At 45.5% G+C, this 26359-nt stretch carries 23 protein-coding genes and 1 pseudogene; 9 read left to right on the top strand and 15 right to left on the bottom strand.

Translation table 11 applies throughout. The features are described from left to right. Positions 1–69: 69 nt before the first annotated feature. The 6 genes from QZ331_RS02160 to QZ331_RS02135 all read right to left on the bottom strand — a co-directional run bounded on the left by QZ331_RS02160 (position 70) and on the right by QZ331_RS02135 (position 7938). Positions 70–3177 (bottom strand): glycoside hydrolase family 2 TIM barrel-domain containing protein, encoded by a 3108-nt coding sequence (locus QZ331_RS02160; protein WP_294627637.1) that lies wholly within the window; start codon positions 3175–3177, stop codon positions 70–72. 141 nt (positions 3178–3318) lie between these two features. Further along, positions 3319–4731, bottom strand: a complete 1413-nt coding sequence (locus tag QZ331_RS02155) for an ATP-binding protein (protein ID WP_294627635.1) — start codon at positions 4729–4731, stop codon at positions 3319–3321. A gap of 209 nt (positions 4732–4940) precedes the next feature. Further along, positions 4941–5420, bottom strand: a complete 480-nt coding sequence (locus QZ331_RS02150; RefSeq protein ID WP_294627633.1) for an HU family DNA-binding protein — start codon at positions 5418–5420, stop codon at positions 4941–4943. Positions 5421–5665: 245 nt separating this feature from the next. Further along, positions 5666–6199: a hypothetical protein gene (locus tag QZ331_RS02145; RefSeq protein ID WP_294627631.1), complete on the bottom strand. Its 534-nt coding sequence runs from the start codon at positions 6197–6199 to the stop codon at positions 5666–5668. After that, on the bottom strand, positions 6196–7230 hold the full coding sequence (locus tag QZ331_RS02140) for an aspartyl protease family protein (RefSeq protein WP_294627629.1): 1035 nt from the start codon (positions 7228–7230) through the stop codon (positions 6196–6198). The genes QZ331_RS02145 and QZ331_RS02140 overlap by 4 nt, the downstream gene beginning before the upstream one ends. 75 nt (positions 7231–7305) lie before the next feature. After that, positions 7306–7938, bottom strand: a complete 633-nt coding sequence (locus QZ331_RS02135; protein ID WP_294627627.1) for a DNA-binding protein — start codon at positions 7936–7938, stop codon at positions 7306–7308. Positions 7939–8257: 319 nt separating this feature from the next. Between QZ331_RS02135 and QZ331_RS02130 the strand changes: the two genes are divergently transcribed. Genes QZ331_RS02130 through QZ331_RS02120 form a run of 3 tightly spaced genes read left to right on the top strand, consistent with a single transcriptional unit; the run spans position 8258 to position 11433 of the window. After that, a complete protein-coding gene (locus QZ331_RS02130) occupies positions 8258–10171 on the top strand; it encodes an Ig-like domain-containing protein (protein WP_294627625.1) in 1914 nt (637 codons plus the stop codon). Continuing rightward, on the top strand, positions 10122–10994 hold the full coding sequence (locus QZ331_RS02125) for a DUF3108 domain-containing protein (protein ID WP_294627624.1): 873 nt from the start codon (positions 10122–10124) through the stop codon (positions 10992–10994). The genes QZ331_RS02130 and QZ331_RS02125 overlap by 50 nt, the downstream gene beginning before the upstream one ends. 31 nt (positions 10995–11025) lie before the next feature. Continuing rightward, positions 11026–11433: a hotdog fold thioesterase gene (locus QZ331_RS02120; RefSeq protein ID WP_294627622.1), complete on the top strand. Its 408-nt coding sequence runs from the start codon at positions 11026–11028 to the stop codon at positions 11431–11433. Between the two features lie 244 nt (positions 11434–11677). Here the strand turns inward: QZ331_RS02120 and QZ331_RS02115 are convergent, their stop codons facing one another. From QZ331_RS02115 to QZ331_RS02100, 4 genes and pseudogenes are all read right to left on the bottom strand, one after another. Continuing rightward, entirely contained in the window at positions 11678–12727 is a 1050-nt protein-coding gene (locus QZ331_RS02115; protein ID WP_294627620.1) for a BF3164 family lipoprotein, read from the bottom strand. 238 nt (positions 12728–12965) lie between these two features. Then, positions 12966–13073 (bottom strand): annotated as a pseudogene (locus QZ331_RS02110) (replication initiation protein); the annotation flags it as partial. A 242-nt stretch (positions 13074–13315) separates the two neighbouring features. Then, the gene (gene cysS / locus QZ331_RS02105; RefSeq protein WP_294627618.1) at positions 13316–14797 is read right to left on the bottom strand and encodes a cysteine--tRNA ligase; all 1482 of its coding nucleotides are present in this window, start codon (positions 14795–14797) and stop codon (positions 13316–13318) included. A 59-nt stretch (positions 14798–14856) separates the two neighbouring features. Beyond that, positions 14857–15669 carry a Cof-type HAD-IIB family hydrolase gene (locus QZ331_RS02100; protein ID WP_294627616.1) on the bottom strand — a complete coding sequence of 271 codons (813 nt, stop codon included), beginning with the start codon at positions 15667–15669 and terminating at the stop codon, positions 14857–14859. Between the two features lie 122 nt (positions 15670–15791). On the opposite strand from QZ331_RS02100, the gene mnmA reads away from it, so the two are divergent. Then, positions 15792–16862: a tRNA 2-thiouridine(34) synthase MnmA gene (gene mnmA / locus QZ331_RS02095; RefSeq protein WP_294627614.1), complete on the top strand. Its 1071-nt coding sequence runs from the start codon at positions 15792–15794 to the stop codon at positions 16860–16862. Between the two features lie 116 nt (positions 16863–16978). On the opposite strand, the gene QZ331_RS02090 is transcribed toward mnmA, so the two are convergent. Further along, positions 16979–18487, bottom strand: coding sequence for a GH3 auxin-responsive promoter family protein (locus QZ331_RS02090; RefSeq protein WP_294627612.1), 1509 nt, complete (start codon positions 18485–18487; stop codon positions 16979–16981). Positions 18488–18625: 138 nt separating this feature from the next. Between QZ331_RS02090 and QZ331_RS02085 the strand changes: the two genes are divergently transcribed. Then, positions 18626–19636 (top strand): ATP-dependent 6-phosphofructokinase, encoded by a 1011-nt coding sequence (locus QZ331_RS02085; RefSeq protein ID WP_294627610.1) that lies wholly within the window; start codon positions 18626–18628, stop codon positions 19634–19636. Here the strand turns inward: QZ331_RS02085 and rnc are convergent. Genes rnc through QZ331_RS02070 form a run of 3 tightly spaced genes read right to left on the bottom strand, consistent with a single transcriptional unit; the run spans position 19578 to position 21990 of the window. Continuing rightward, entirely contained in the window at positions 19578–20510 is a 933-nt protein-coding gene (gene rnc, locus QZ331_RS02080) for a ribonuclease III (RefSeq protein WP_294627608.1), read from the bottom strand. The genes QZ331_RS02085 and rnc overlap by 59 nt on opposite strands. Continuing rightward, entirely contained in the window at positions 20476–21738 is a 1263-nt protein-coding gene (gene fabF / locus QZ331_RS02075) for a beta-ketoacyl-ACP synthase II (RefSeq protein WP_294627606.1), read from the bottom strand. The genes rnc and fabF overlap by 35 nt, the downstream gene beginning before the upstream one ends. A gap of 15 nt (positions 21739–21753) precedes the next feature. Next, a complete protein-coding gene (locus QZ331_RS02070; RefSeq protein WP_004291965.1) occupies positions 21754–21990 on the bottom strand; it encodes an acyl carrier protein in 237 nt (78 codons plus the stop codon). A gap of 149 nt (positions 21991–22139) precedes the next feature. Here QZ331_RS02070 and purN point away from each other — a divergent pair, with 149 nt between their 5' ends. Further along, on the top strand, positions 22140–22712 hold the full coding sequence (gene purN, locus QZ331_RS02065) for a phosphoribosylglycinamide formyltransferase (RefSeq protein WP_294627604.1): 573 nt from the start codon (positions 22140–22142) through the stop codon (positions 22710–22712). 27 nt (positions 22713–22739) lie between these two features. Here the strand turns inward: purN and pdxB are convergent, their stop codons facing one another. Continuing rightward, a complete protein-coding gene (pdxB, locus tag QZ331_RS02060; protein ID WP_294627602.1) occupies positions 22740–23789 on the bottom strand; it encodes a 4-phosphoerythronate dehydrogenase PdxB in 1050 nt (349 codons plus the stop codon). A gap of 117 nt (positions 23790–23906) precedes the next feature. On the opposite strand from pdxB, the gene QZ331_RS02055 reads away from it, so the two are divergent. The 3 genes from QZ331_RS02055 (at position 23907) to QZ331_RS02045 (ending at position 26358) form a co-directional block, all read left to right on the top strand. Beyond that, positions 23907–24512: a DUF4254 domain-containing protein gene (locus tag QZ331_RS02055; RefSeq protein WP_294627600.1), complete on the top strand. Its 606-nt coding sequence runs from the start codon at positions 23907–23909 to the stop codon at positions 24510–24512. 3 nt (positions 24513–24515) lie between these two features. Beyond that, positions 24516–25547 carry a glycosyltransferase family 9 protein gene (locus tag QZ331_RS02050; RefSeq protein WP_294627598.1) on the top strand — a complete coding sequence of 344 codons (1032 nt, stop codon included), beginning with the start codon at positions 24516–24518 and terminating at the stop codon, positions 25545–25547. Positions 25548–25614: 67 nt separating this feature from the next. After that, positions 25615–26358, top strand: coding sequence for a lipopolysaccharide kinase InaA family protein (locus QZ331_RS02045; RefSeq protein ID WP_294627596.1), 744 nt, complete (start codon positions 25615–25617; stop codon positions 26356–26358). Position 26359: the final 1 nt, after the last annotated feature.

The following is a 26359-nucleotide window of genomic DNA, read 5'->3' as shown; positions in this document are numbered from 1 at the left end:
TCCGGCTGCAAAAGTACGCTATTTTTCGTTATTCCTGTATCCTGATACCTTGTTTTTTAACGATGTTTTTTACTTCAGTTTATGCGACACGGGCGACATGATGAAACTGAATTCATAATCCTGGTAAGGCAGGCGATATTTTTCCAACGGTATGGCTCCCCAACTGTTGACACACGCCAGTCCCGTTTGCACTTTGTCGATGCAGAAGTTTGTAAAGTTTGCTTTTTCTACTTCCGGTGAGTGGCGCTGCTCTTTGGCGTCGCCGTCGTCCAGCGATTCGATGGTGTAGTTCAGTGCGGAAGCGGAGAACGGAGCTTCAGAAACGAATTGCAGACCGTTGCCACCGATGTTCAGCAGTCTCCACCAGCGGATATCGGTTTTCGTTCCGGTTTCCTGCGGGCGGATATACGGATAGAACTGCTCTTCCACCGTCTGGCGGTATTTGCCAATCATGGCGCCGTGGTTTCGGTCGGAATAGTTTTCTACCGGGCCGCGTCCGTAGTACTCTATTTCGTTGAAAGCAAGCGGCATACGGAACTGCATACCGAAACGGAACATTTCGGATACTTTCCGGCTCTTGTCGGCTGTCATCTTTTGGGTCACCTTCACTGCTCCCTTATTATTGATGGTGTAGGTGAGCGACAACTTACCGCCTACCGCTTTCATCTCATATTCGGCACGAACCACTGCCATATCGTTCTCGATGGCGTGTTTCAGAGACGTCAGTTTCAGTCCCGGGTTTTTCCATGCTGCATATTTATGTTGCAAGCCTGCTCCGAAATCGTTGTCGGTCGGTGCACGCCAGAAGTTGGGCGTCAGTTCGCTGCCTTCTTCCATCATCTGCATTCCGTTCACGTCGTAGCGGCAGAGGTAGCCGTTGTGCCTGTTGAAGTCCAAAGAGAAGTTTTCTCCTTTCACTATCAGGTAGTATTGGTCGTTGTCGAGGATGGAAGGCACTGCCACGGGGAGGTTGGAAGCCTGTACGTTCTCCAGTTTCAGTTCCGGTGCCTGGTAGTCGCGGATGCTCAACTGGTCGTAGGCGATGGTCGTTCCTGCCGGCAGCAGTGTTTCGGCGGCTTTCAGTTTGTAGCTGACGTTGAGCAACAGCTCTTTGTCGGGACAGATGTTCTTCGTGTCAATCGGGAGCTGCACTTTTACGGTTTGTTGGGGTGCCGCTTTCAAATCGGATACGAGTCCGGTCTGTACCACTTCTCCGTTTGCCAGTAATTGCCATTCCATGTAGTATGCGGCGAGGTCGCGGAAGAAGTTCTCGTTGTAGATGCTGATTTCACCTTTGGCGAGGTCGGAGGGGGTAGTCCAGATGTTCTGGTAGAAATAGGCTACCTCGTAAGCGTGAGGATTGGGCACGCGGTCGGGGCTGATGAGGCCGTTGTCGTTGAAGTTATTGTCCGAGCCGTCGTATTTGTTGAAGTCGCCGCCGTAGCCGTAAATTTCCACTCCGTCCTTGTTCTTCCAGTGGCACGACTGGTCTACAAAGTCCCAGATAAATCCGCCCTGATATTTCGGATATTTGCGGATGATGTCCCAGTATTCCTTGAATCCGCCTTGCGAGTTACCCATAGCGTGGGCGTATTCGCATTGAATCAAAGGCTTTTGGATGTTGCCTTCGCTGTATTTGATGCAGCCGTTGTAGCCTAAGTACATCGGGCAGTAGATATCTGTAAATTCGCTGGTGCCTGCCTGTTCGTACTGTACGGCACGTGTCTTGTCTTCGTTCTTAATCCAGGTATAGCATTTTTCAAAGTTCGCTCCCATGCCGGCTTCATTGCCCAACGACCAGAAGATGATGGACGGGTGGTTGTAGCTGCGTTGCACGTTGCGTTGGTTGCGTTCCATATGGGCTTTGGCGTAGATGGGGTTCTTGGCGAGAGACTGGTCGCCGTATCCCATTCCGTGCGATTCGATGTTGGCTTCCGCCACTACATAGATACCATATTGGTCGCAGAGGTCATACCAACGGTTGTCGTCCGGATAGTGGCAGGTACGCACGGCGTTGATGTTGAGCTCCTTCATTACTTTGATGTCTTGCAGCATACGTTCGGTAGAAACCACATAGCCGCCGTCCGGGTCTATCTCATGGCGGTCGGCTCCCTTGAAGAGCACCGGCTGTCCGTTTACGAGTATTTGTCCGCCCTTCAGCTCAATCTTGCGGAACCCCACCTTTACGGGAATTACTTCCACGGTACTGTTGCCGTTCTTTAAAGTGGCAGTCAGAGTGTAGAGATTCGGTGTTTCGGCTGTCCATTTGGCGGGGTTGGTTATGTTGAGCGTGGTGTTCAGCTTACCCGAGCCTTTCAGGTCGGCGGTGGCTACGCGGTTGCCTTGCGCATCTGTCAGGTCTAACGCTACTGTGCCGCTTTCGTTCAGGTCCAGAGCGATGTTCAGTGTGGCGTCTTTATATTGGTTGTCCAGGTCGGGCGTTACACGGATGTCCCGGATATATTTCTTGTCGCGTGCGTAGAGATAGCAGTCGCGTCCTACGCCGGAATAGCGGAAGAAATCCTGGTCTTCCAGATAACTGCCGTCGCACCAACGGAATACCTGGAAAGCAATCACGTTCTTTCCCGGTTTCAGATAGTTCGTCAGGTTGAATTCGGCTTCCAGTTTGCTGTCTTCGCTATATCCTACAAAGCGTCCGTTCACCCAAAGATACATATTGGAAGTGACCGAACCAAAGTGTGCAAAAATCTCTTTCCCTTTCCAGTCGGCGGGAACGACGATTTCTTTCCGGTAAGAACCTACATGGTTGTTTTCTGTCGGGACGTATGGCGGGTTGTTCTTGAACTGGCTTCTCCAGGCGTATCCTACATTCACATAGATAGGGTCACCATAGCCGTTCAGTTCCCATACGCCGGGCACTTGGAGGTCGTCCCATCCTTTGTCGTTGAAGTTGGTCTGGAAGAAATCGGTCGGACGTGCCTCGGCGTGTCTCACCCAGTTGAATTTCCAAAGGCCGTTCAGAGTCATGAAATTTGCGGAGTTTTCCTTGATGCCTGTCTTAGCTTCGTCGGCTGACGCATAAGCAAAGTAATTGGTGTGCATGGCGGATCGGTTTACGGAATTCACTTCCGGGTCTTTCCACTCATTGAAACTTTGTGCTTGAACTGTTGCCAGTCCCAATGCTGCCAGGCAGCAGGAGAGTAGTTGTTTCTTCATGGGTTTTTGTATTAGGTTTGAATTTCGGGAGTCAAAGATACGGATTATTTCAATGATTGACGGGCGAAAAATCATTCAATTAGGATTAGTTTTTAATAAATTAAGTATGTTTCCGGCGTTGAATCAATGAAAATTGGAAGATTATTCAACAAATAAATCATCCAGTTTAACTTCGCTCTGCACATTCCCGCTATACATATTCTTTTTTATTCCGTATGTCGTAACAAATGTTTGATGCAGTGCTTTGCGGGTTTTCGTTGCGGATCGAAAACTTGCTGCCCGTTCGCGTAGGTGTTCATCGTATTGTTTGGTGATTTCAAACTCGCCTTGCGAGAATTTCATCTCGCAAAGATTGATAGTCTGGTCTCGGCGATCAATCAACAAATCAATTTGGTCACCATCGCCTTTCCATGCATAAACATCGCTTTGTACGCCATTTATACCCAATTTCTGTTTGATTTGACGGATATGATGCAGGCACAATTGTTCAAAGGAATATCCGCTCCACGCTCTGCGTGATGGTGAATCTATCATATTTTGCCAATGATGCTCGTCTTGTCCGCGATACCCTTTGACATAACGCAGATGAAACAGCGTAAACAAATCGGTCAACTGATATATTGTTCCGCGCTCGGTCTTGCCGAATGCTGTGTATTGTCGAATAAAATCGCAATCACTCAAGTTTCGCAAGGCTTTTGTCAAGGCTCCGCCATCTTCGATTTTTGTTGAAGCCATAATTTCTGTCCGGGTCATTCCAATCGTTTTGTTTGCCAATGTTTCGATGATTTGCCGATGCAATGTGGCCTCGTTGAACAACGAGCGGAACAGAAAATCATATTCCCGTGCCAATGGTGCATTTTGTATGAAAAAAAGATTGTCTACATTCTGCGTGAAACTTAAATTACGTTCGAGCATTTGCAGATAAAGCGGTGTACCGCCAAGAGTCATGTAACACTCTGCTATCTGATAACGATTCCAATTAATGCTGCGTGAAAGAAGATATTCTTCTGTTTCATGCAAAGTAAACGGGGCAAGATATATACTGCGTGTGGTACGATTGTACAAACCTCCTTTGTCGGAAAGTACATTTTCACGCATCCATGTTGTGGCACTGCCACAGACAATTAATTTTAATCGGTTGTTCGTTGCTCCCCATGAATTCCAAAAATATTCAAATGCCTTTACAAAACGGCTTTTCTGCGTATCCATCCACGGGAGTTCGTCAAGGAAGACTACAATGGGTTTATTGTTACCCAACGATTCAAGATATTCACGCAATTGGGCGAATGCTTCGAACCAATCCTTTGCGACTTCCCATTTGCTTCCCGAATAGTATTCCAACTGTCGGTTGAATGCTCTAAGTTGTTCCTGCTTGGTTCCCTGATATATCCCTGTAGAATAAAAACTGAACGCATCATTAAAATACTGACGCACCAAAAAGGTCTTTCCGATTCGACGACGACCATAGATTGCTATTAGTTCCGGAGATTTTGAATCTATACGTTGGCGCAGTATTTCCTGTTCGGTTGCTCTGCCTATAATTGTATCTGCCATCTTGTAATATGTTTATTCTTTGGTGCGAAGGTAGTGAAAAACTTCGATTGTTGGTCGGTAACTCAAAAATAAAACGAGTTACCGACCAACAATCTGTTTTAATGGCTATAATTCAACACGTGGGATACTGTTTCTGCCTTTCCAGCGAACAGTATCCCACGTTGGGTTATCCAGTTAAATTATCCGGTCGGATTTCTGCTTTTTAAATGTTATAGTCCGGGATCGGGTGTCTCGCCGTCGTCTCCTCCGTCGGGGTTGACAGGATTGTCTCCGCCGTTGCTTCCCGAGGATACATCGCTGCTGTTTCCTTCGGTTTTATAGATGCTGACTTTGTTGAGCATCTCCTTAAACTTGTATCCCGGTGTAAATATGATTTTTACCCGTTGGATGGTGTCGGCGTCCACGTCTTTCGCCGTGTCCTGGCTTTTGCAGTTCATTCCCGGACGGAAATATCCGAAATCGCCCAACTGCACCGATAATCCTTTGTTGAGGTTGGTGTTCAGCGCATCAATCAGTGCGTCGATTACGTGTTTTACCGCCCCTTCGGGAATCATACCGAACATGGATATTTCCTTGCATAAATCTTTGAAATTTACCGTGTTGGTGATAACATTTTGTGCTACATACTTTTCTGCCTTTGTTTTGTCGAAGCCGAAAGTTCTTTTCTTGACAACATACTTCAGTGCCATAATCTTTCTTTTTTTAGTAGTTAGTAAAATTGGTTTTATTCTTGTTTTGTGATCACGGTGCAAAGATATGGGTTCCGAAATTCATGACCAAAGGAAAAAAGCAAAGTGCGTTCATAAATTAATTAATTATGTTTTCTAAAGGGGGAACATCTATCCAAAGTTCATCTTTGCGAGAATTTAATCTCGCAAAGATTGATGGTCTTTTTCTGCTTTTTATATTACTTTATGGTATGGCAGATTAGTTGTTATTTTACTTTTTTGATTGTCTCATTCACTCCGTCCATTTCTATGATTGCTTTTTCGGGAGTTATTTCTACAATCTTTGTTGCGTCATGTTTTAGCAGTGTTTCTTTGAATTTGGCATTAAACATTTCAGCCAACGGCTCTAACTCTTCCATTAACTTCTTGGCAACCACTCCCTGCCGGTTGGTGCTTTTAAGACTCATTTTATACGAATTGGGGTTTAAACTTTCGAATAGTGTGTCATTTCTTATTTTCCAATCACTATTGTATTCCAGTTCGTATTCCAGTATGATGTTTTTTGCCTTTTCAAAAGAAAACATTATTCTGAGTGTAGCGCTGGAATAAGCATTCCGGTCTGTTTGGTAGTCTGTATAAGATTCTATGGTACCATAAATATTTTTTATTCCGAGGGTGTCGCTTTTTATGGCATAATACTTTCCTGCAAAAGTTTTCTCTTGCGGAGTTAATGGCGTTGTCGGGTTGTTGCAGCCAAACAACACGCAGGCTGTGAGTGCAATTGATAAGATTGTTTTCATAAGTATATAAATTTAATGTTTCGTTTACTTTTTAATGTTTCTATCTCTTTGGGATTGGATTTTTTTACAATGCTGCTATCTTCGGGAGATACTGTAAATGTAAACTCCCGCTTCTCCGGATCGATAGAGAAAGTACGGAATTGACGGATAAAATGCCAAGTCAGCGCTCCTATATATTTATGATTTTGAGTTGTTTTATATATACTATCTGTATTTGTTGACATATAAAAACAGGAAGGAGGCAGCTTGTCAATAATTATAGGCTCTAACCAAAAAAAGAAACGTGGATTTGCATAATATATAATCGCATCCTTACCATACGTTTTAAATACATATTGAAAGAAGCCATTGTTGGAAATATCATCATAAAACTTTAATTTTATGACAGGGAGCACTGTTGCGATAGATTCATCATTATAAGAAAAATCATCTATTTGAATATCACCACTATCAAATAATAAAGGGATGGAAATTGTGTCATTGATTAATAAATCAACAATAGGAATCCGTATTTTTGCATCATTAAAATAGTACTTTTTCTTATAGACGATGTCTGACGGACGTTTTTGTATTGGAATCTTTTTCTCCTGCAATTGAAAAGTCGTGTTAGAACGCTCGAACATCCAATGATATTTGTTTATAATATCCATTCCAATAATATTGCGGTCACTTATATAAAAAGATAGATTCATCGGAGTATCTGCAATGCTGAATGTGATTTTTTCAGTCAGGTCATGATATGTGATTTCTTTGTATTTTTCTCTATAAACCAGTGATGAATCTATTGTTTGTAGCTTAAGTTTTAAGGCAATTTTCTGTTCAATACAAGAACTGCTGCTTCCCGTATCAAATAAAAAATCGTAACTCTCTTCTCCTATACGGACAGGAATAAGCCATCCTTCCTCTTCCTGTTCCTTGAAGTAGTAAGTGGTTTCTTGTTTTGGAGAACAGGAAACCAGTAAAATCAGTGAGGTGAGTATTAGATAATAGTGTTGCATATTTTTTGGTGTTATTACGTGTATTGCTTTCATCCGTGTATTTTCATAATCAATAGTAAATACACGGAAGAAAGCCCTTAACCCCACATCGCTTAATGCTTTTTAACGCTATGGCGCTATCAACCCCTTGTTTTCTTCCCTTCCTTTCACGTACACCACCTGTTTGCCTACTCCGTAACGCATCAGCACCCCTTGCCCGATAAAGGCGTTCAGTTCGGCAAGTGCACGCTTCTTGTTGTGTCCCGTCAGTAGGGAGTAGTCGGTGCGGGTCATGCAGGGATAGCTTTTGAAATGCTCGTTGATGATTGCCAGGCACTCCTCCTCGCTGCGTCCTTTGCCCTGCGGACGGGTAAGGGAGGCTCCGCGTTCGGGTTTGAGCTCCCAGCCTATCTCTTTCTTAAACCGGCTGCCTGCCCGGAAGTTGACATTTTTCAGTTTGATGGACTGTGCGTGCACCTCTTTCTTGTTCATCACAGGCGGCCCTTGCAGTGATACCGAGAAGTGGCCGATGTCGCCCATCTCCACAATCCAGCCGTTGGCAAGCAAATTCCGCAGCTCGTTCTGAAAAGAGTGCATGGCGCCTGCTAACAGGCTGCGGCTGATTCCCGTAAATTTGTGTACACGGTCGAGAAACTCGTCCTGGTTGATAGTCCCCTTGAAAACCGTGCGGGGATGAAGCGGTTGTACTTCGCCTGTCTGTCGGATGTCGGGCGTGTCGTAAAGGTCGTAATGTATGCTCATATTCGTTATTATTTTGTGTCAGTGTATGGATGTGCCCATATGACTGAACAGATTAGTTTTGCTGCCTGGTTTTATTTCGTTCCACTATGGTGGTCTTTGCGTTCCACTATAGTGGGACGAACGGAACACTGTAGTTTCCCTTGCGGAACACTATAGTGGAACGCAAAACCAACAGGCAACAAAGATAGTTATTTTAGGCAAAAAAACGAATAACAAATGCGAGTCGGGTGTTTAATAGGTAGAGGCTGCCTTTTTCTATTTTTAATAAATTAGCAGGAAAGTGTGGTATATATTGGATAAGAACGCTTATTTTTGCATCATGTTACAATTTGAGAATCAAAAGATAAAACAGATAGTCGGTAAGTTGCTTCCGGTAGTGACGCTGGCAGCCATGCTCTATTCCTGCGCCAGTATCGGACGGCCCAACGGCGGACCGGAGGACACCACGCCCCCCCGCTTCGTAGGCAGCAATCCCCCTGCCGGGGCGCTGAACAGCAAGAGAACCAAAATATCTCTTCTCTTTGACGAGTACATCAAACTGGAGAAAGCCACCGAGAAAGTCGTCATCTCTCCCCCTCAGATACAGCAGCCCGAAATCAAGGCGGTGGGAAAGGGAATACGGGTAAACCTGCTCGACTCGTTGAAGCCCAACACTACCTATACCATCGACTTCTCCGACGCCATTGTCGACAACAACGAAGGCAATCCGTTGGGCAATTTTGCCTTCACCTTCTCCACCGGCGCGCAAATCGACACGATGGAGGTGGCGGGCACGGTGCTCGACGCTTCTAACCTCGAACCCATCAAAGGCATCCTCGTGGGGCTGCATTCCAACCTCAACGATTCGGCCTTCAGCAAGCTGCCTTTCGACCGCGTGGCACGTACCGATAGTCGCGGGCGTTTCTCCATCCGTGGCATCGCCCCCGGCAAGTACCGCATCTACGGGCTGATGGACGCCGACCAGAACTTCGCTTTCAACCAGAAGAGTGAGGTGATTGCCTTTCACGATTCGCTCGTTGTGCCCCGCATGGAAGAGCGCACGCGCATGGACACCGCTTGGGTCGACTCGCTGACGTACGACACCATTGTGGAGAAGCAGTATATGCATTATCTTCCCGACGACATCATCCTCCGCGCCTTCAAGGAGCTCAACTACTCGCAATACCTCATTAAGTCCGAAAGACTTGTGCCCCATAAGTTTAGCTTCTATTTTGCGGGCAAGGCCGACACGCTGCCCGTGCTCAAGGGGCTGAACTTCGACGAGGAGGAGGCCTTTATCATCGAGAAGAGCCGGCGCAACGACACCATCCACTACTGGCTGAAAGACTCCCTGCTCTTCATGCAAGACACGCTCGCCATGAGCCTCACGTATCTCTACACCGATACGCTCGACCGCTTGGTTCCGCGCACAGACACGCTCAACCTCGTGTCGAAGCAGAAGTACAAGAAGAACGAGCCCGAAGACGAGAAGAAGAAGAAAAAGAAGAAAAAGAAAGACGGAGAGGAGGAGCCGGAACCGACGAAATTCCTCCCGGTCAGTGTCGGCGCACCTTCGTCGATGGATGTATATGGTTACGTCTCGCTGAAATTCGAGGAGCCGATAGCCCGCTTCGACACTGCCGCCATCCATCTGCGGCAGAAGGCGGACACGCTTTGGAAGGATATCCCCTTCGAGTTTGAACAAGACTCCATAGACCGCAAGAAGTTCAATTTCTATTACGACTGGGAGCCGACCCTCGAATATGAGTTCGAGGTAGATTCCACCGCCTTCCACGGTATCTACGGGCTCTTTACCGACAAGATAAAGCAAGCCTTCAGGGTGCGCAGCGAAGACGAATACTTCACACTCCGCTTCAACGTGACGGGCGCCGCTTCTTCCGCCTTTGTCGAACTGCTCGACGCGCAAGACAAGGTAGTGCGCACGCGCAGGGTGGAGAAGGACGGAATGGTCGATTTCTACTTCCTGAATCCGGGAAAATACGCCGCCCGGCTGATTAACGACACGAATGGAAACGGAGAATGGGACACGGGCGACTTTGCCAAAGGCGTGCAGCCCGAAGAGGTGTTCTACTATCCGGAGATATTGGAATATAAAGCGTTGTGGGACGTGACACAACCGTGGGATATTCATGCGACCCCTGTGGACGAACAGAAACCGGATGAGCTTAAAAAACAAAAACCAGATGAAGACAAAAGAAAAAAAGATAGAAACAGCCGGAACGGGCGCCGATAGGATTCGGCGCCGTCTGGCGATGGCAGTCGTCGCCCTGTTGGCGGCGGTTTTCGCCCTGCCCGCCGGCGCCCAGTGCGAGGCGAAGAACGACGCGTTCCAGTCGGGCGAGCACGTGATGTATGATTTATACTTCAACTGGAAGTTTGTGTGGGTGAAAGCCGGCCTTGCCAGCCTTACGACCCATGCGACCACCTACCAGTCGGAACCTGCCTACCGGATGAACTTGCTCGCCATAGGCAGCAAACGCGCCGACTTCTTCTTCAAGATGCGCGACACACTGACCTGCGTCATCGGCGAGCGGCTCGAGCCGCGCTATTTCCGCAAAGGCGCCGAAGAGGGCAAACGCTACACGGTCGATGAGGCCTGGTTCTCGTACAAAGACGGGCTTTGCCATGTCAATCAGAAACGCACGTACCGCGACGGGACGTTTGCCGACTCCGAAGCGAACGACAGCCGTTGCATCTACGATATGCTCAGCATCTTGGCGCAGGCACGTTCGTACGACCCTGCCGACTATAAGGTAGGGCAGAAGATTAAGTTTCCCATGGCTACCGGACGCAAGGTGGAAGAGCAGACGCTTATCTACCGTGGCAAGGAAAACGTGAAGGCCGAAAACGGAATCACCTATCGCTGCCTGATTTTCTCGTTGGTCGAATACGACAGGAAAGGGAAGGAAAAAGAGGTCATCACCTTCTTTGTGACGGACGACTTGAACCATCTTCCCGTCCGCCTCGATTTGTTCCTGAACTTCGGTTCGGCAAAGGCCTTCCTGAACGATGTACGGGGAAATCGCCATCCGCTGACTTCCATTATAAAGAAATAGATAACCGAATTTGAGGAGGATACGATAACGAATGACTGCACAGGAGTTTTTTGAAAAGGACACCTTTGCCCGAAAGGCGGGCATCACGCTGATGGAAGTAGGCAAAGGCTACAGCAAAGCCCGCCTTGAGATAACACCTGAACATCTGAATGCGGGAGCACGTACACAGGGAGGAGCCGTCTTTACGCTTGCCGACCTCGCACTGGCGGCGGCTGCCAACTCGCACGGCACACTTGCCTTCTCGCTCTCGTCTACCATCACCTTTGTGCGCGCCAGCGGACCGGGCGATACGCTTTACGCCGAAGCACGCGAGCGCTATATCGGGCGGAGCACAGGCTGTTATCAGGTCGATGTCACCAATCAGGACGGCGAATTGGTTGCGGTGTTCGAATCCAGCGTATTCAGGAAAGAGCAGAAAGTACCCTTCGAGGTAAAATAAAAAAGAGGGTGTGTCAAAACTAAAATGACTACTCTCCAAAGTTACAGATTGTAACTTTAGCACTTAAAAGGGTCGTATCGAGCACTGCATTAAGTAATGATACGACCCTTTCAAAACTTATTCTTATTTATTGAAAGGATAAAACAGCCTTCCGAAATAGCTAAAGTTACGGTGCAAAGACAGGTCAGGTTGAAATGTGTGTCAAGGTGGAGAATGGAGTGGTTATTCCCACTCTGATTTGAAGTTAAATATTATCTAATAATATTAAAGTCGGTTCAGGCATATTACCCAACCCTATTATTTTATTCATTTTTGGATATAAAGCTATTCGATATATTCTTTTATCTAAATTCATCTTAGCAACAGGCTTTCCATCATAATTGAATATCAATATTTTGTTTGCCATAGATTTGTTTGTGTCTTTGAAATCATATTCGCTTAAAAGTTGATCCAAGTATAACACATAAATATATTTGCTATCCATTGCTAAATCCAATACTTGCCCAAAGCTTCTTTCTTTGCTAAATAGAAGATCTTTATTTTTACATTTATAAAACGATTGATCAAAATAGAAACTCCAATCTTTTAACATAACATTATTTTCTAAATGGTATTTTGCAAGATATGGTAATTTATTGGTGGCAAACACCATATTACCATCATAAGCAGATAAACATCCCTTTAGATTCAATCGCGATGATTGCACAGACACTTCTTCTTCAATAGGAGATTCTCCAAATCTCAGTAATGGTTGTAAATTACTATCTAATAATGAAAAGAAACTACCATCTTTGCCACACAACAGCGAAACAAAATGTTTATCATCCAATTTTACAAAATTATAATCTGCAGGGTTTAGTTCTCCTTTTTTACGCTTATAAGGAACTCTATTTCTTGATGATTCTTTAATAACCACACCATTTTCATTATCATTCAAAGACATTACAGCTAAGGTTTGCGTATTGATATCATTCAAGCCAAATGTTTTTTTATAAGTATATGTGAGCATTGGTTGTAGGAATTCACCTGGACCATTTCCCAAAGAACCATAAGTATATATTTTTTTCATTCCTGAAGGTATTGAATATACATTGCAAAAGTCTTTTTGGGTGATATGCGTCATTATTAGAAATGTATCAATACATCCAATCCATCCGATGTTAATCAACAATTCCGTATCTAATTGTTCACATTTTACATCCATTGTTTTAAATGTTATGGTATTCTTATTACCATTCAAATTACAACTTGATAATAAGACAGAAAAAAACACTATAAATATAATCTGTTTCATAATTATATAGATTTAAATATTCTGTTTGCAAATGTAAAAAAGAAAATTCAGCAAACAAAACCTGTATTTTTTTCTTTGTTTTTCAGACGCTTATCCGGAACGGATGCATCCGGTTCAATGGAAGGACTGCCACCCTGACCGTCCGGCACGAACTGCTGTTCCTCGCCGGTGCCGTCATGGCATCAAGGGAGGTCTATTTTACAAGAAATATGTTTCCGATTCTTAGAGTTTTAAGAAAGATGAGCGTTTTCTTGTTCCTGTTGATTTCTGGAGAGTCGAAGTTATATGAGTATTTGAGGTAATCATAGATATTGTTGTCTATCTGAAGCCGGGCAGTTATCTTGGCCATGCGTGCCTGTTGAGGGTGTGTCAAAACTAAAATGACTACTTTCCAAAGTTACAGATTGTAACTTCAACACTTAAAAGGGTCGTATCAAGCACTGCATTAAGTAATGATACGACCCTTTCTTTTGTCTTTTAGGATGCCCAACTTTCAGATTATAAGTTCATCTTTTCAAAAATTGAGTTTTGACACACCTTCTTTTCAGATGTAAAAGTACCTTTGAGTTTTTTATACCGAATCGCGCGTTATTTATTCAGTCGCCATTCAAAACCGTCTTTCGTATCTTTAATCTCAAACCCGAGTGCGGTCAATGTATTGCGTATTTTGTCGGAAGTAGCCCAATCCTTGTTGGCTTTCGCCTTCATGCGTTGTTCCAACAGCATATCCACTACTTTGCCGTAGGCCGCTTCGCGACCGTCGGAAGAGCCTTTTTCCTCTTTCAGCCCCATGATGTCGAAACTGAACAGGTGGAACGTCTCTTTCAGTACCTTCAAGTCTTTGGCAGAGATGGTAGCGTTTCCGGCAATGACGTTGTTGATGATGCGGGCGCCTTCGAACAGTTGTGCGATGACGATGGGAGTATTCAGGTCGTCATTCATCGCTTCGTAGCATTTGGAGCGCAGCTCTTTTACGTTGATTCCTTCCGAAGTAGCCGTTGCGGGAGTCACCTTTTCGAGTGCGTCGATGGCTTCCATCAGTCGTTGCAGCCCCTTCTCGGATGCTTGTAGCGCTTCGTTGCTGAAATCGACCGTGCTGCGGTAGTGGGCTTGCAGGATGAAGAAGCGGATTGTCATCGGCGTATAAGCCTGTGCCAGCAACTTATGAGTGCCGTTGAAGAACTCGTCCAGCGTGATGAAGTTGCCGAGCGACTTGCCCATCTTCGTGCCGTTGATGGTAATCATGTTGTTGTGCATCCAGTAGTGAACCATATCGTCGCCTTGCGAAGCCACCGACTGCGCGATTTCGCATTCGTGGTGCGGGAAAATCAGGTCCATTCCGCCGCCGTGGATGTCGAAGTGCTCGCCCAAGTATTTGCGTCCCATAGCAGTACATTCGGCGTGCCATCCGGGGAAACCGTCGCTCCACGGCGAGGGCCAGCGCATGATGTGTTCCGGCTGTGCCTTTTTCCAGAGGGCGAAGTCGGCGGGGTTGTGTTTTTCGCTCTGTCCGTCCAGTTCGCGGGTGGTATTCAGCACATCGTCAAGGTTGCGTCCGGAGAGTTTCCCGTAGTGGTGGTCTTTGTTGTACTTGGCAACGTTGAAATAGACGGAGCCTTCGCTCTCGTAAGCGTAGCCGGCGTCTAAAATCTTCTGCACCAGTTCGATTTGTTCGATGATATGGCCCGAAGCGTGCGGTTCGATGCTGGGAGAAAGCACGTTGAGCGCTTCCATTGCCTTGTGGTAGCGGTTCAGGTAGTACTGGACAACTTCCATCGGCTCCAACTCTTCCAGGCGGGCCTTCTTGGCAATTTTGTCTTCGCCTTCGTCGGCATCGTGTTCCAGATGGCCTACGTCGGTAATATTGCGTACATAGCGTACTTTATATCCTAAATGAGTGAGATAACGGAAGAGGACGTCGAAGGTGATGGCGGGACGTGCGTGCCCCAGGTGGGCGTCACCGTAAACAGTCGGTCCGCACACATACATTCCTACGTGGGGAGCGTGGAGCGGCACGAAGGTCTCTTTCTTTCTGTCTAACGTGTTGTAAATGGTAAGTTGATGTTCCATAACATTTTATATTTGTAGTATTGGAATCGCAAAGTTAGTATAAAATCCGGATATGCGTTCTATTGTCGGCAGAGAAACTTATCGAGGGCTTCGGCAACGCCGTCTTCGTCGTTGCTTAGCGTGATGTAGTCCGCCGCTTTTTTCACCGGTTCCTGTGCGTTGCCCATAGCGATACCCAGTCCGGCGAATTCTATCATCGACAAGTCGTTGTAGCCGTCACCTATCGCGATGATTTCTTCGCGCGCCATACCCGTCTCCTTCAGTAAGACGCCGAGCGACTGGGCTTTGTCGATTCCTTGCGGAACTAATTCGAGAAAATAAGGCTCCGAGCGGAACACATTGACGCGTCCTTGCAGTTGGCGGGAAAGCTCGGCTTCCAAAGGGATAAGTTTTTCCGCATCCCCTACAATGAGACATTTGGCTACCGGAAGCGTGATGTCTGCCAGGAAGTCGTTGGTTTCGCGCACTGCCATTTTGGTCAGGAAAGCCTCTTTCTGTACATACGGGTCGTCGCGCTTTTCGGTGACAATCTCTGCTCCGTCGTAAGTCAGTATGCTCAGATGATGGGTGCGTGCGCTTTCGTGGAGCGTAGGGATGACATCATTGGGGAGCACGTTTTCGTATATCGTCTCTTTGGTTTCCCAGTTGATGATTTCTCCACCGTTGTAGGCAAGGATAAAACCGCCGAATTCGTTCATGCGCAGCTCGTTTGCCAACGGGACGATGCCGTAGGTGGGGCGGCCTGAGGCCAGTACCAGCCGGATACCTTGTTGTTGTGCACGTATCAGCATCTCCTTGTTGCGCGGAGTAATCTCTTTTTTTGAGTTGGTAAGTGTGCCGTCGAGGTCGAGCACGATAAGTTTGTATTTCATGAAGTACTATATTTATGTGCAAAGATAGGGTAAAAAAGTCTTTTGGCAAGAATGCTCTTGTCTTTCATACATTTTAAATTCCATTATCTGCGAAGACGTGGGAAAATCCTTAATTTTGCAGTATGATGGAAGAGAGTAAGCGGGTATTGTTAGGAATGAGTGGCGGCACAGATAGTTCCGTGGCAGCCATACGATTGTTAGAAGCCGGTTATGAAGTGACCGGAGTGACCTTTCGTTTTTATGAACTCAACGGAGCAACCGACTATCTGGAAGACGCCCGTAGCTTGGCGGAACGTTTGGGGATTCGCCACATAACGTACGATGTGCGTAAAGTTTTCAATGAACAAATTGTCGGATATTTTGTGCACGAGTATCTGACGGGACATACTCCCGTGCCTTGTACGCTGTGCAATAATCGTCTGAAGTGGCCTTTGCTGGCTCAAATAGCCGATGAAATGGGCATTTTTTACATCGCTACCGGTCATTATGTACGAAAAGTAAAGTTGGGAGATATCTATTATATTACGCCTGCTCTTGACTCGGATAAAGACCAGTCTTTTTTTCTGTGGGGGTTGAAGCAGGATATACTTTCCCGAATGCTCTTGCCAATGGGCGACATCACTAAAACCGATGCTCGTGCTTGGGCTGCCGACCGCGGATTCCGGAAAGTGGCAACCAAAAAGGACAGCATAGGCGTCTGCTTCTGCCCGATGGACTACCGGAGTTTCCTGAAAGATTGGTTGGTCCGAAATGGTCAGACATGGAACGACATTATCAAGCGGGGAAGATTTGTCGATGAAAAGGGCGATTTTATAGCCTGGCACGAAGGATTTCCTTTTTATACCATTGGGCAAAGACGCGGATTGGGAATTCATCTCAACCGTCCGATTTTTGTAAAAGAGATTAATACGGAAAAGAATGAAGTGGTATTGTCTTCTCTCTCTGCGCTGGAAAAAACAGAAATGCGATTGAAAGACTGGAATATCGTAGACCGCGAACGCCTCTTGGGATGTTCCGACATAATCGTGAAAATACGATACCGCAAACAAGAGAACCATTGCACGGTTACCATTACGCCCGACAACCTGCTTCATGTGCAACTGCATGAACCCCTGACCGCTATCGCGCCCGGACAAGCTGCCGCATTCTATAAAGACGGTTTGCTGTTAGGCGGCGGAATTATCGTTGAGTAGTAAAAAAAAGATTGGATATACAAAAAAGCCATATCGCACTCCATATAGAGTAGGATATGGCTTGTATGCTAAGTATCGGGAGAATGCTGAAGAATAACGGATAATCGTTGGATAGATTACTGGTTCAAAAGCAACATCGCCTCGATATACTCCCGTGTATTGCTCAGCCGTGGTACTTTATGTTGCCCTCCCAACTTGCCTTTCTGTGCCAGCCAGTCATGAAACAGCCCTTCGCGGGCAACGATTACCTCCAACGGCTGCAAGGCAATGTCTTTCCACCGTTTCGCCTCGTAGTCGGAGTTTACCTCTTTTAATGTATCGTCTAATATGGCTGCAAACTTTTCTACGGAATCCGGCATCTTGGCAAATTCTATCAGCCATTGGTGACGGCATTTCGCATTGGCATCCATAAAGACCGGTGCGGCGGAGTAATCGCAGACTTGTGCTCCGGTGGCTGCGCAGGCTTTCGCCAATCCCTTTTCCGCATTGTCTACAATGAGTTCTTCGCCAAAAGCATTGATGAAATGTTTCGTTCTTCCCGTAATGACAAACTTATAAGGATGCTTGCTCGTAAACTTCACCGTATCGCCAATCATGTACCTCCACAATCCGCAGGAAGTGGAAATCACCATCGCATAGTTTTTGTTCAGCTCCACCTCTTCCAGACAGTATGCTCTTGGATTTTCTTTGCCCACCTCTTCCAACGGGATAAATTCATAGAAGATTCCGTAGTCAATCATCAGCAACATGGCAGGGTCGGACAAATCGTTCTGTGTGCCGAAATAGCCTTCGGAAGCATTGTAGGTCTCTACATAATGCATCTTCGGTGAATGAATCATCTGCTTGTACTGCTCGCGATAAGGAGTGAAAGCCACTCCGCCGTGGAAGAATACTTCCAAGTCGGGCCATACCTCTTCCAATGTCTGTTTGCCGGTTTTTTCAAGAATACGTTTGATAAGCACCAGCATCCAGGAGGGTACGCCGGATAAACTTGTCACATTTGCCGGAATTGTATTGTCGGCGATTGCTTCTATTTTTGTTTCCCATTCGCTCATCAAAGCAATTTCCTTGCGTGGCACGCGAATGAAATTGACAAGCGGGTTTACATTCTGAATCAAAATGGCTGACAAATCGCCTACCAAACTGCGGTTGGAATTAAGGTTCGGGCTGTGGCTGCCGCCCAAAATGAGTCCCTTGCCCGAAAAGAGGCGGCTTTCGGGGTTGATGCGGAAATACAGTGCCACCGCATCCTTGCCACCCTTGTAGTGAATGTCCTCTAATGCTTCTTTGCTGACGGGGAGGAATTTACTTTTATCGTTTGTTGTGCCGGACGACTTGGCAAACCAGCGTATCTCCGACGGCCAAAGCAGATTTTGTTCTCCTGCCCGTAAACGCTCTACGTAAGGTTTTATTTCCTCATAAGTCTGGATGGGAACGCGTGTTCGGAAGTCTTCGTAGCTGCGGATAGAAGCGTAATCATATTTTTTCCCCCATTCGGTACGGGCAGCCTGCTGTACCAAGCGATTCAATACGCGATGTTGAATCTCACTTGCCTGAGTTGCATACAGATCTATTTGTTTTAAACGGGAGTCGAAAGTCTTACTGATAATTTTTGTAATATTCATTTCTGCTTTAAACATAATAATCTTTAGTCGTGCAAAAGTAACTTATTTATCTTTTTTTTCTATCTTTACGACGGAAATAATCGTTAAAATTGACGAGTTTACCAGAATCCCCGAGTTATAGACTAAAAAAATGTGACAATGAGAATCGGAATCTTAACCTCAGGCGGTGACTGCCCCGGTATTAATGCTACCATTCGTGGCGTGTGCAAGACTGCCATCAATCATTATGGTATGGAAGTGGTAGGCATCCATAGCGGTTTTCAAGGATTGCTGACAAAAGATGTTGAATCCTTTACGGAGAAATCACTGTCAGGACTGCTGAATCTTGGTGGAACGATGTTGGGAACTTCCCGTGAGAAGCCTTTTAAAAAGGGAGGAGTGGTTTCGGATGTTGACAAACCTGCCTTGATTCTCCGCAATATCCGCGAGATGGGACTGGATTGTGTGGTCTGTATCGGGGGGAACGGCACACAAAAAACAGCCGCCAAACTTGCCGAAATGGGAGTTAATATTGTGTCCGTACCGAAAACCATTGATAATGACATTTGGGGGACGGATATCTCTTTCGGATTTGATTCGGCTGTAAGTATTGCTACCGACGCCATCGACCGTTTGCACTCCACTGCCAGTTCTCACAAAAGAGTGATGGTGATTGAAGTGATGGGGCATAAGGCGGGTTGGATTGCTTTATATTCCGGTATGGCGGGTGGGGGAGATGTTATTCTTGTTCCCGAAATCCCTTATAGTATCAGGAATATCGGCAATACGATTTTGGAAAGATTGAAAAAAGGCAAACCTTATTCCATTGTAGTGGTTGCCGAAGGTATCCAGACTGACGGGCGCAAACGGGCTGCGGAATATATAGCACAGGAAATAGAGTATGAAACCGGTATTGAGACGCGCGAAACGGTATTGGGGTATATTCAACGGGGCGGTTCGCCTACTCCTTTCGACCGCAATCTTTCTACCCGTATGGGAGGCCATGCTACGGAACTGATTGCCAATGGAGAATTCGGACGCATGGTGGCTCTGAAGGGAGATGAAATTTCATCTATCCCCCTTGAGGAAGTTGCCGGAAGGCTGAAACTTGTCACTGAAGAGCATGACCTTGTGGTTCAAGGCCGTCGTATGGGCATTTGTTTTGGGTAGATTCGGCGAGCGGTTCTGCCATTTGTGTCGCCTCCGGTTCGGTTTCGGTTTTCTCGGTTGCAGTTGCTTGTGATGTCTTGGCCTCGTTAATAGTTGCGATGAATACCGGGTCTTTTACTTTCTTGATGGCTATTTGTGCGGCATTCTGTTGGGATTCTTTTTTGGAGTATCCGGTACCGGTTCCGGCAGGAAATCCTTCAACGCGTACTTCTGTCTGGAATACAGGATTGCTGTCCTGGTCGAGATATTGTTCTATCAATTCGAAAGAAACTTCCATTTTACTCTTTTGGCTCCATTCGATTAACTTGGATTTGAAATTGACCTCCTTACGGGATATCTTATCCAAATCAATGTAGCGGTTGATAATCCGTTGTTCCATAAACTGCTTGCAACGTTCGTACCCCTGGTCCAGATAGATGGCTCCGATAAATGCTTCAAAAGCATTCCCGTGCATATAACTGTTATGAGATGAAGAGCGGGCAGAATATTTGATGAGTTTGTCCAACCCGATTTCGACGGCCAATTTGTTGAGAGTTTCCCGTTGTACGATTTTGGAACGGGTATTCGTCAGAAAACCTTCCCGTTTCCCCTCAAAACGCTTGTAGACAATGTCTCCTACGATGGCATCAAGGATGGCATCTCCCAAAAATTCGAGCCGTTCGTTATTCAAAGGACGTCCTTTTTCCGAACGGATGGATGTTGATTTGTGTAGAAGCGCCTGCTCGTAAAGGCGGATATTGCGCGGATAGAATCCGAGTATTCTGTAAAAACAAAGATAAGACTCTCTGTCCTTGCGGAACAAGAGCCTTATCTTATTTATTTGGTTACGTAACACGATATTACTCAGCGTATTTCTTGAAGATAACGCACGCATTATGACCACCGAATCCAAATGTGTTGGACAAGGCAACATTAACTTCGCGTTTTTGTGCTTTGTTGAACGTGAAATTAAGGTTATAGTCGATATTTTCGTCGTTGTCACCTTCTTCGTGGTTGATAGTCGGGGGAACAATGCCGTTCTTGATGGCAAGGATACTTGCAATGGACTCTACCGCACCGGCAGCACCCAACAAATGTCCTGTCATTGATTTTGTTGAACTGATATTCAATTCGAACGCATGATCACCGAATACTTCCTTGATTGCTTTTGCTTCTGAAATATCACCTACCGGAGTAGATGTACCGTGTACATTGATATAATCTACTTCTTTCGAGTCCATTTCTGCATCTTCCAGTGCATTTCTCATCACTAATTTAGCACCAAGCCCTTCGGGATGAGACGCTGTCAAGTGATGTGCATCGGCAGACATACCTACACCGGCAACTTCTGCATAGATTTTTGCACCGCGTGCTTTAGCGTGTTCCAACTCTTCCAGAATAATACAGCCGCCGCCTTCGCCCATGATGAAACCGTCGCGGCTTGCGCTGAATGGACGTGAAGCTTTGGAGGGCTCGTCATTACGGGTAGACAGAGCGTGCATAGCGTTGAAACCGCCTACGCCTGCCGGGAAGATAGCTGCTTCCGAACCACCGGATACGATTACATTTGCTTTACCGAGACGAATCAGGTTGAAGGCATCTGCAATGGCATTGGTCGAAGTAGCACACGCTGAACAAGTCGCATAGTTAGGACCGTGGAAACCATACATGATGGAAATCTGGCCGGCTGCAATATCCGAAATCATCTTGGGGATGAAGAACGGATTGAATTTCGGACCCATTTCCTTGCGGGTATAGTAGTTGGCTACTTCCTCTTCAAATGTATGTATACCACCAATACCGGCGCCAAAAATAACACCGATTTTGTTCAAGTCTTCTTTTTCTGTGTCAAGACCGGAGTCTTCTACCGCTTCTTTGGCAACGGCGATGGCATACTGAGTGTATAAGTCCATCTTTCTTGCTTCTTTGCGGTCGATGTATTTAGTTGCATCGAAGTTTTTTACTTCACACGCGAATTGGGTCTTGAATTGTGACGCATCAAAATGAGTAATAGGTCCTGCTCCACTAACCCCGTTCACAAGATTTTCCCAAAATTCGGAAACGCTGTTGCCAACAGGAGTAATGGCGCCAAGACCTGTTACTACCACTCTTTTTAATTCCATATTGATGAAATCGAATTACTTAGCGTGTTCTTCGATATAAGATACAGCATCACCTACAGTACCGATCTTTTCTGCTTGGTCATCAGGAATAGAGATACCGAATTCTTTTTCGAATTCCATGATAAGTTCTACAGTGTCAAGAGAATCTGCTCCCAGGTCGTTAGTGAAGCTTGCTTCGTTAGTAACTTCTGATTCTTCTACGCCTAATTTATCAACGATAATCGCTTTTACTCTTGATGCAATTTCAGACATAACTTTAAGTTTTTAATTAATAATTAGTTTTATTTCTTTAATTTTGCGGTGCAAAGGAATGAATATTTATCGTTTTGCGCAAATATTTGACTAAATAAATGCACTGTTTTGCACATTTTTCACTGTTTTGTGCATAAAAATCGAGGGTTATGAAGAAAAATATCGCAGTTTTCGCTTCCGGTTCCGGCTCTAATACTGAGAATATTATCCGGTATTTCCTGAAAAATGATTCTGCTCGAGTCTCGTTGGTACTCTCCAATAAAAGTGATGCTTACGTGTTGGAACGTGCATCCCGTTTGGGAGTGGCTTGCAGTGTATTTACAAAAGAAGAGTGGGCAGACGGGGATGAAATTCTGGCTGTTTTGCGGGAGTTCCGTATTGATTTTATCGTATTGGCGGGCTTTCTTTTGCGTGTGCCGGATGCGCTTTTGTATGCTTATCCCAATAAGATTATAAATATACATCCGGCTCTTCTGCCTAAATATGGTGGGAAGGGTATGTATGGCGACCGTGTTCATCGGGCAGTAGTGGCTGCCGGTGAGAAAGAAACCGGAATTACCATACATTATATTAATGAGCATTACGATGAAGGAGATACGATTTTCCAAGCTGCCTGTCCTGTGCTTCCGACGGATTCTCCCGATGATGTAGCCGCGAAAGTGCACGCTTTGGAGTATGAACACTTTCCTTTGGTTATAGAAAAACTGTTGAATGGGCAATAATGAAAATAAGGAAGCATAGTAACCAAGCTATTCTTCCTTATATTTAATGGTATATGCTTTCTCCTCTCTTCTTAACGGATAATCTCCGCGTAAAGTTTCGAATCGTTCCGGTCGGTCTTTTAACCGGTTGCTGTCTTCGGTGGGGTTGTATATTTGGAGGATAGCCTCTTCCCGGCTTTTTGCATAGATGACGGGAGAAGCGGGGGTCGGAGTTTTGATTTCATATTTTCTGGTTATCTGAAAGAATTGGCAGAGTGCATCCAATGACATACGTGTTGCGTTTGCCTTTCCGTCGGCAGAATAGCCTGCTATGTGTGGAGTACCGATAATAACTTTTTCCAATAGTTGGCGGTCAATTTCCGGTTCATGTTCCCATACATCAATGATGGCATCTGAAACCGCTTGTCTGTCCAAAGCATCCGACAGGGCATTCGTCTCGATGACTTCTCCCCGGGAGGTGTTGATGATGAGAGGTTGCCGCTTTAGCGAATAAAAGAAGTTTTCGTCTGCTAAGTGGAAGGTCTTGTACTTTCCTTCCTTATATAAAGGAACGTGGAAGGTGATGATGTCGCACTCTTCTGCTATCTTATGTAAAGAGGTGAAAGAATGGTTTCCTTCTTTTTCTTCCCGTGGCGGGTCGTTCAGCAAAATGTGCATACCTAAATCTTGTGCGATTTTGGCCACTTTCTTTCCTACGTTGCCCACTCCGATGATTCCTATTGTCAACTCATCCGGTTTTTTGTTTCTGGCCGCCTTCCAAACAAGAAGTGATGATTGTATGTATTGGGCTACAGAAGCCGAATTGCACCCTGGAGCATTTGTCCATTTTATACCGGCCTGTTTGCAATAATCTGTATCGATGTGGTCGAAACCGATGGTTGCTGTCGCTATAAACTTCACTTGACTTCCCTCTAATAGTTCCCGGTTGCAATGCGTGCGGGTGCGGACAATCAGTGCGTCTGCATCCCGTACCAGTTGCGGCGTGAAATCTTTTCCCGGTACATAGATTACTTCATCGGCTATTTCCCGGGCTGCCTCTTTTATATAGGGAATCTTGTCGTCTATAATGATTTTCATATACAATTCATCTTAAGTATCTACAAAAGTAATGAATAAAAAAGTAAGAAACGGTTGCTTGTCTGAAAAATATTACATAGATTTGTCCTATTATATACCTATTAGTTAGTTAAGATTATGACATTTAGTAACCTTTGCAACGAGATTTTCTGGAAATCAACCAATGATTACCACATAACAGATAGTGTAGACGCATCGATGAACAATCCTTACGAGTTGAAGTCGATAGAGTATTATTTGTACCTGAAGAATTGGATTGATGCTGTGCAATGGCATTTTGAAGATATTATCCGTGACCCTCAGATTGATCCTGCGGAAGCATTGGCTTTGAAAAGAAGAATTGACAAATCCAACCAAGACCGTACCGACCTGGTGGAACTGATTGACAGCTACTTCCTCGATAAATACAAAGATGTGACGCCGCTTGCCGACGCTTCTATCAATACGGAAAGCCCTGCATGGGCGGTAGACCGTCTTTCTATCCTTGCTTTGAAAATTTATCATATGCAGCAGGAGGTGAAGCGTACGGATACTACCGAAGAGCACCGCACGCAGTGTCAAGCCAAACTGAACGTCTTGCTGGAACAGAAAAAAGACCTTTCCGCTGCTATCGACCAGTTGCTTGCCGATATTGAATCCGGAAGAAAATATATGAAGGTGTATAAACAGATGAAGATGTATAACGACCCGGCGCTCAATCCGGTGCTTTATGCAAAGAAATAACGAATGGCGCGTATTCTAATTATCCGATTTTCGGCTCTTGGCGATGTGGCTATGACAATACCGGTCATACATTCGCTTGCCGTACAGTATCCTCAACATGAGATAACCGTGCTGAGTCGTACCGTATGGCAACCTCTCTTTCAGGAACTTCCTGATAATGTTAACTTTATTGGGGCTGATTTGACGGGTAAACATAAAGGCTTGTGGGGACTGAACCGTCTTTATTTGGAATTGAAGGCGATGCATTTTGACTATGTGGCGGACTTGCATCAGGTGCTCCGTTTAAGGTATCTGTGTCTGCGCTTCCGGCTTGCTGGTATTCCGGTAGCATCTATCTGCAAAGGGCGTGTGGGCAAAAAAAAACTGGTTCGTCGGCACGACAAGGTGATGGAGAACCAGAAGAGTTCTTTCCGTCGTTATGCTGATGTGCTTGAGAAACTTGGCTTTCCGGTACTGCTCAACTTCTCTTCCGTTTACGGAGAGGGAAGGGGTGACTTTGCCGAGATAGAACCGATGGTTGGGCGTAAGGGCGATTGCAAATGGATTGGCGTTGCCCCCTTTGCCAAACACGAGGGAAAGATTTACCCGTTGGATTTGCAGGAACAGGTGATTGCACATTTTGCCGCCAATCCGTCGGTGAAGGTGTTCCTTTTCGGTGGCGGGCGGAAAGAGCAGGAGGTCTTTGATGCATGGACTGCCAAATATCCTTCGGTCGTTTCCATGATAGGAAAATTGGATATGCGTACGGAGTTGAATCTGATGAGCCACCTTGACGTGATGCTTTCGATGGATTCTGCCAATATGCATCTGGCCTCGTTGGTGAATATTCCGGTAGTATCCATATGGGGGGCTACCCATCCCTATGCAGGGTTTATGGGGTGGAAACAGTTACCGGTTAATACTGTGCAACTTGATTTGTCTTGCCGTCCCTGCTCGGTGTATGGGCAGAAACCTTGCTGGCGGGGCGATTATGCTTGTTTGAGGGAGATAAAGCCTGAGCAGGTGATTGCGAAGATTGAAGGGATTATTGATTGAGATATGGTTGTGGCGGTGGAAAAATTATGTTACATTTGCACGGCGTGTACTATTTATAAAGTGAAGTATGAAAATAGTAGTAAATCCTACATATGAGCATTTGCGTAGATTTGTAGAACATATTCCAAGTTCTTTTGACAAGGAGGGACGGATTATTTATTCCGGAAGAAATCTTATCAAAGTGATGGAAGTGAACGGAATGGAAATAAATGTGAAACGTTATGGAATTCCGGCTTTTATAAATCGGGTCATTTATTCGTTTGTTCGTATACCTAAGGGGAGACGTGCTTTTGAATATCCTCAAATGTTGCTTCAAAAAGGTTTTGAGACACCAGTACCTATTGCATATATAGAGCAAAAGAAATACGGACTGATAAATTATTCTTATTTTGTTAGTGAACAGTCTCCTTATCAGCGGAATTTTTATGAGTTTGGCAATGCAGATGTAGAGAGTTGCAAAGATGTGGTTGTAGCTTTTGCACGCTATACAGCCGAACTACATCAGGCTGGTATCATACACCGCGATTATTCTCCAGGTAATATTTTATTTGATAAGATTAATGGTGAATACCATTTTATGTTGGTTGATATTAACAGAATGGGATTTGGAAAGATAAGTGTGGAGATGGGATGTGCGAATTTTGCACGTTTATGGGGACAAAAGGCTTTCTTCGAGTTGCTGGCAAAAGAATATGCACGGGTTCGTCAGGCCGATGAGTCCTATTGCGTGGAGCGTGTATTATCTTATCGGAAGAAGTTCTGGACTTATTTTGCAAAGAAACATACGGTTAAATATAATTTAGAATTATAGG

The sequence above is a fragment of the uncultured Bacteroides sp. genome (genome assembly GCF_910586915.1).
Classification (GTDB): Bacteria; Bacteroidota; Bacteroidia; order Bacteroidales; family Bacteroidaceae; genus Bacteroides.
This window is presented reverse-complemented; position numbering and strand designations above follow the sequence as displayed.

What these genes read in the sequence shown, in the direction of transcription:
- QZ331_RS02135 (WP_294627627.1), bottom strand. Translation starts at nt 7,938, where the DNA reads ATGAGCATACATTACGACCTTTACGACACGCCCGACATCCGACAGACA.
- QZ331_RS02160 (WP_294627637.1), bottom strand. Translation starts at nt 3,177, where the DNA reads ATGAAGAAACAACTACTCTCCTGCTGCCTGGCAGCATTGGGACTGGCA.
- QZ331_RS02115 (WP_294627620.1), bottom strand. Translation starts at nt 12,727, where the DNA reads ATGAAACAGATTATATTTATAGTGTTTTTTTCTGTCTTATTATCAAGT.
- purN (WP_294627604.1), top strand. Translation starts at nt 22,140, where the DNA reads ATGAAGAAAAATATCGCAGTTTTCGCTTCCGGTTCCGGCTCTAATACT.
- QZ331_RS02100 (WP_294627616.1), bottom strand. Translation starts at nt 15,669, where the DNA reads ATGAAATACAAACTTATCGTGCTCGACCTCGACGGCACACTTACCAAC.
- QZ331_RS02145 (WP_294627631.1), bottom strand. Translation starts at nt 6,199, where the DNA reads ATGAAAACAATCTTATCAATTGCACTCACAGCCTGCGTGTTGTTTGGC.
- pdxB (WP_294627602.1), bottom strand. Translation starts at nt 23,789, where the DNA reads ATGAAAATCATTATAGACGACAAGATTCCCTATATAAAAGAGGCAGCC.
- QZ331_RS02055 (WP_294627600.1), top strand. Translation starts at nt 23,907, where the DNA reads ATGACATTTAGTAACCTTTGCAACGAGATTTTCTGGAAATCAACCAAT.
- QZ331_RS02045 (WP_294627596.1), top strand. Translation starts at nt 25,615, where the DNA reads ATGAAAATAGTAGTAAATCCTACATATGAGCATTTGCGTAGATTTGTA.
- rnc (WP_294627608.1), bottom strand. Translation starts at nt 20,510, where the DNA reads ATGCGTGCGTTATCTTCAAGAAATACGCTGAGTAATATCGTGTTACGT.
- QZ331_RS02130 (WP_294627625.1), top strand. Translation starts at nt 8,258, where the DNA reads ATGTTACAATTTGAGAATCAAAAGATAAAACAGATAGTCGGTAAGTTG.
- QZ331_RS02090 (WP_294627612.1), bottom strand. Translation starts at nt 18,487, where the DNA reads ATGAATATTACAAAAATTATCAGTAAGACTTTCGACTCCCGTTTAAAA.
- QZ331_RS02125 (WP_294627624.1), top strand. Translation starts at nt 10,122, where the DNA reads ATGAAGACAAAAGAAAAAAAGATAGAAACAGCCGGAACGGGCGCCGAT.
- QZ331_RS02085 (WP_294627610.1), top strand. Translation starts at nt 18,626, where the DNA reads ATGAGAATCGGAATCTTAACCTCAGGCGGTGACTGCCCCGGTATTAAT.
- cysS (WP_294627618.1), bottom strand. Translation starts at nt 14,797, where the DNA reads ATGGAACATCAACTTACCATTTACAACACGTTAGACAGAAAGAAAGAG.
- QZ331_RS02155 (WP_294627635.1), bottom strand. Translation starts at nt 4,731, where the DNA reads ATGGCAGATACAATTATAGGCAGAGCAACCGAACAGGAAATACTGCGC.
- mnmA (WP_294627614.1), top strand. Translation starts at nt 15,792, where the DNA reads ATGATGGAAGAGAGTAAGCGGGTATTGTTAGGAATGAGTGGCGGCACA.
- QZ331_RS02050 (WP_294627598.1), top strand. Translation starts at nt 24,516, where the DNA reads ATGGCGCGTATTCTAATTATCCGATTTTCGGCTCTTGGCGATGTGGCT.
- fabF (WP_294627606.1), bottom strand. Translation starts at nt 21,738, where the DNA reads ATGGAATTAAAAAGAGTGGTAGTAACAGGTCTTGGCGCCATTACTCCT.
- QZ331_RS02070 (WP_004291965.1), bottom strand. Translation starts at nt 21,990, where the DNA reads ATGTCTGAAATTGCATCAAGAGTAAAAGCGATTATCGTTGATAAATTA.
- QZ331_RS02120 (WP_294627622.1), top strand. Translation starts at nt 11,026, where the DNA reads ATGACTGCACAGGAGTTTTTTGAAAAGGACACCTTTGCCCGAAAGGCG.
- QZ331_RS02150 (WP_294627633.1), bottom strand. Translation starts at nt 5,420, where the DNA reads ATGGCACTGAAGTATGTTGTCAAGAAAAGAACTTTCGGCTTCGACAAA.
- QZ331_RS02140 (WP_294627629.1), bottom strand. Translation starts at nt 7,230, where the DNA reads ATGAAAGCAATACACGTAATAACACCAAAAAATATGCAACACTATTAT.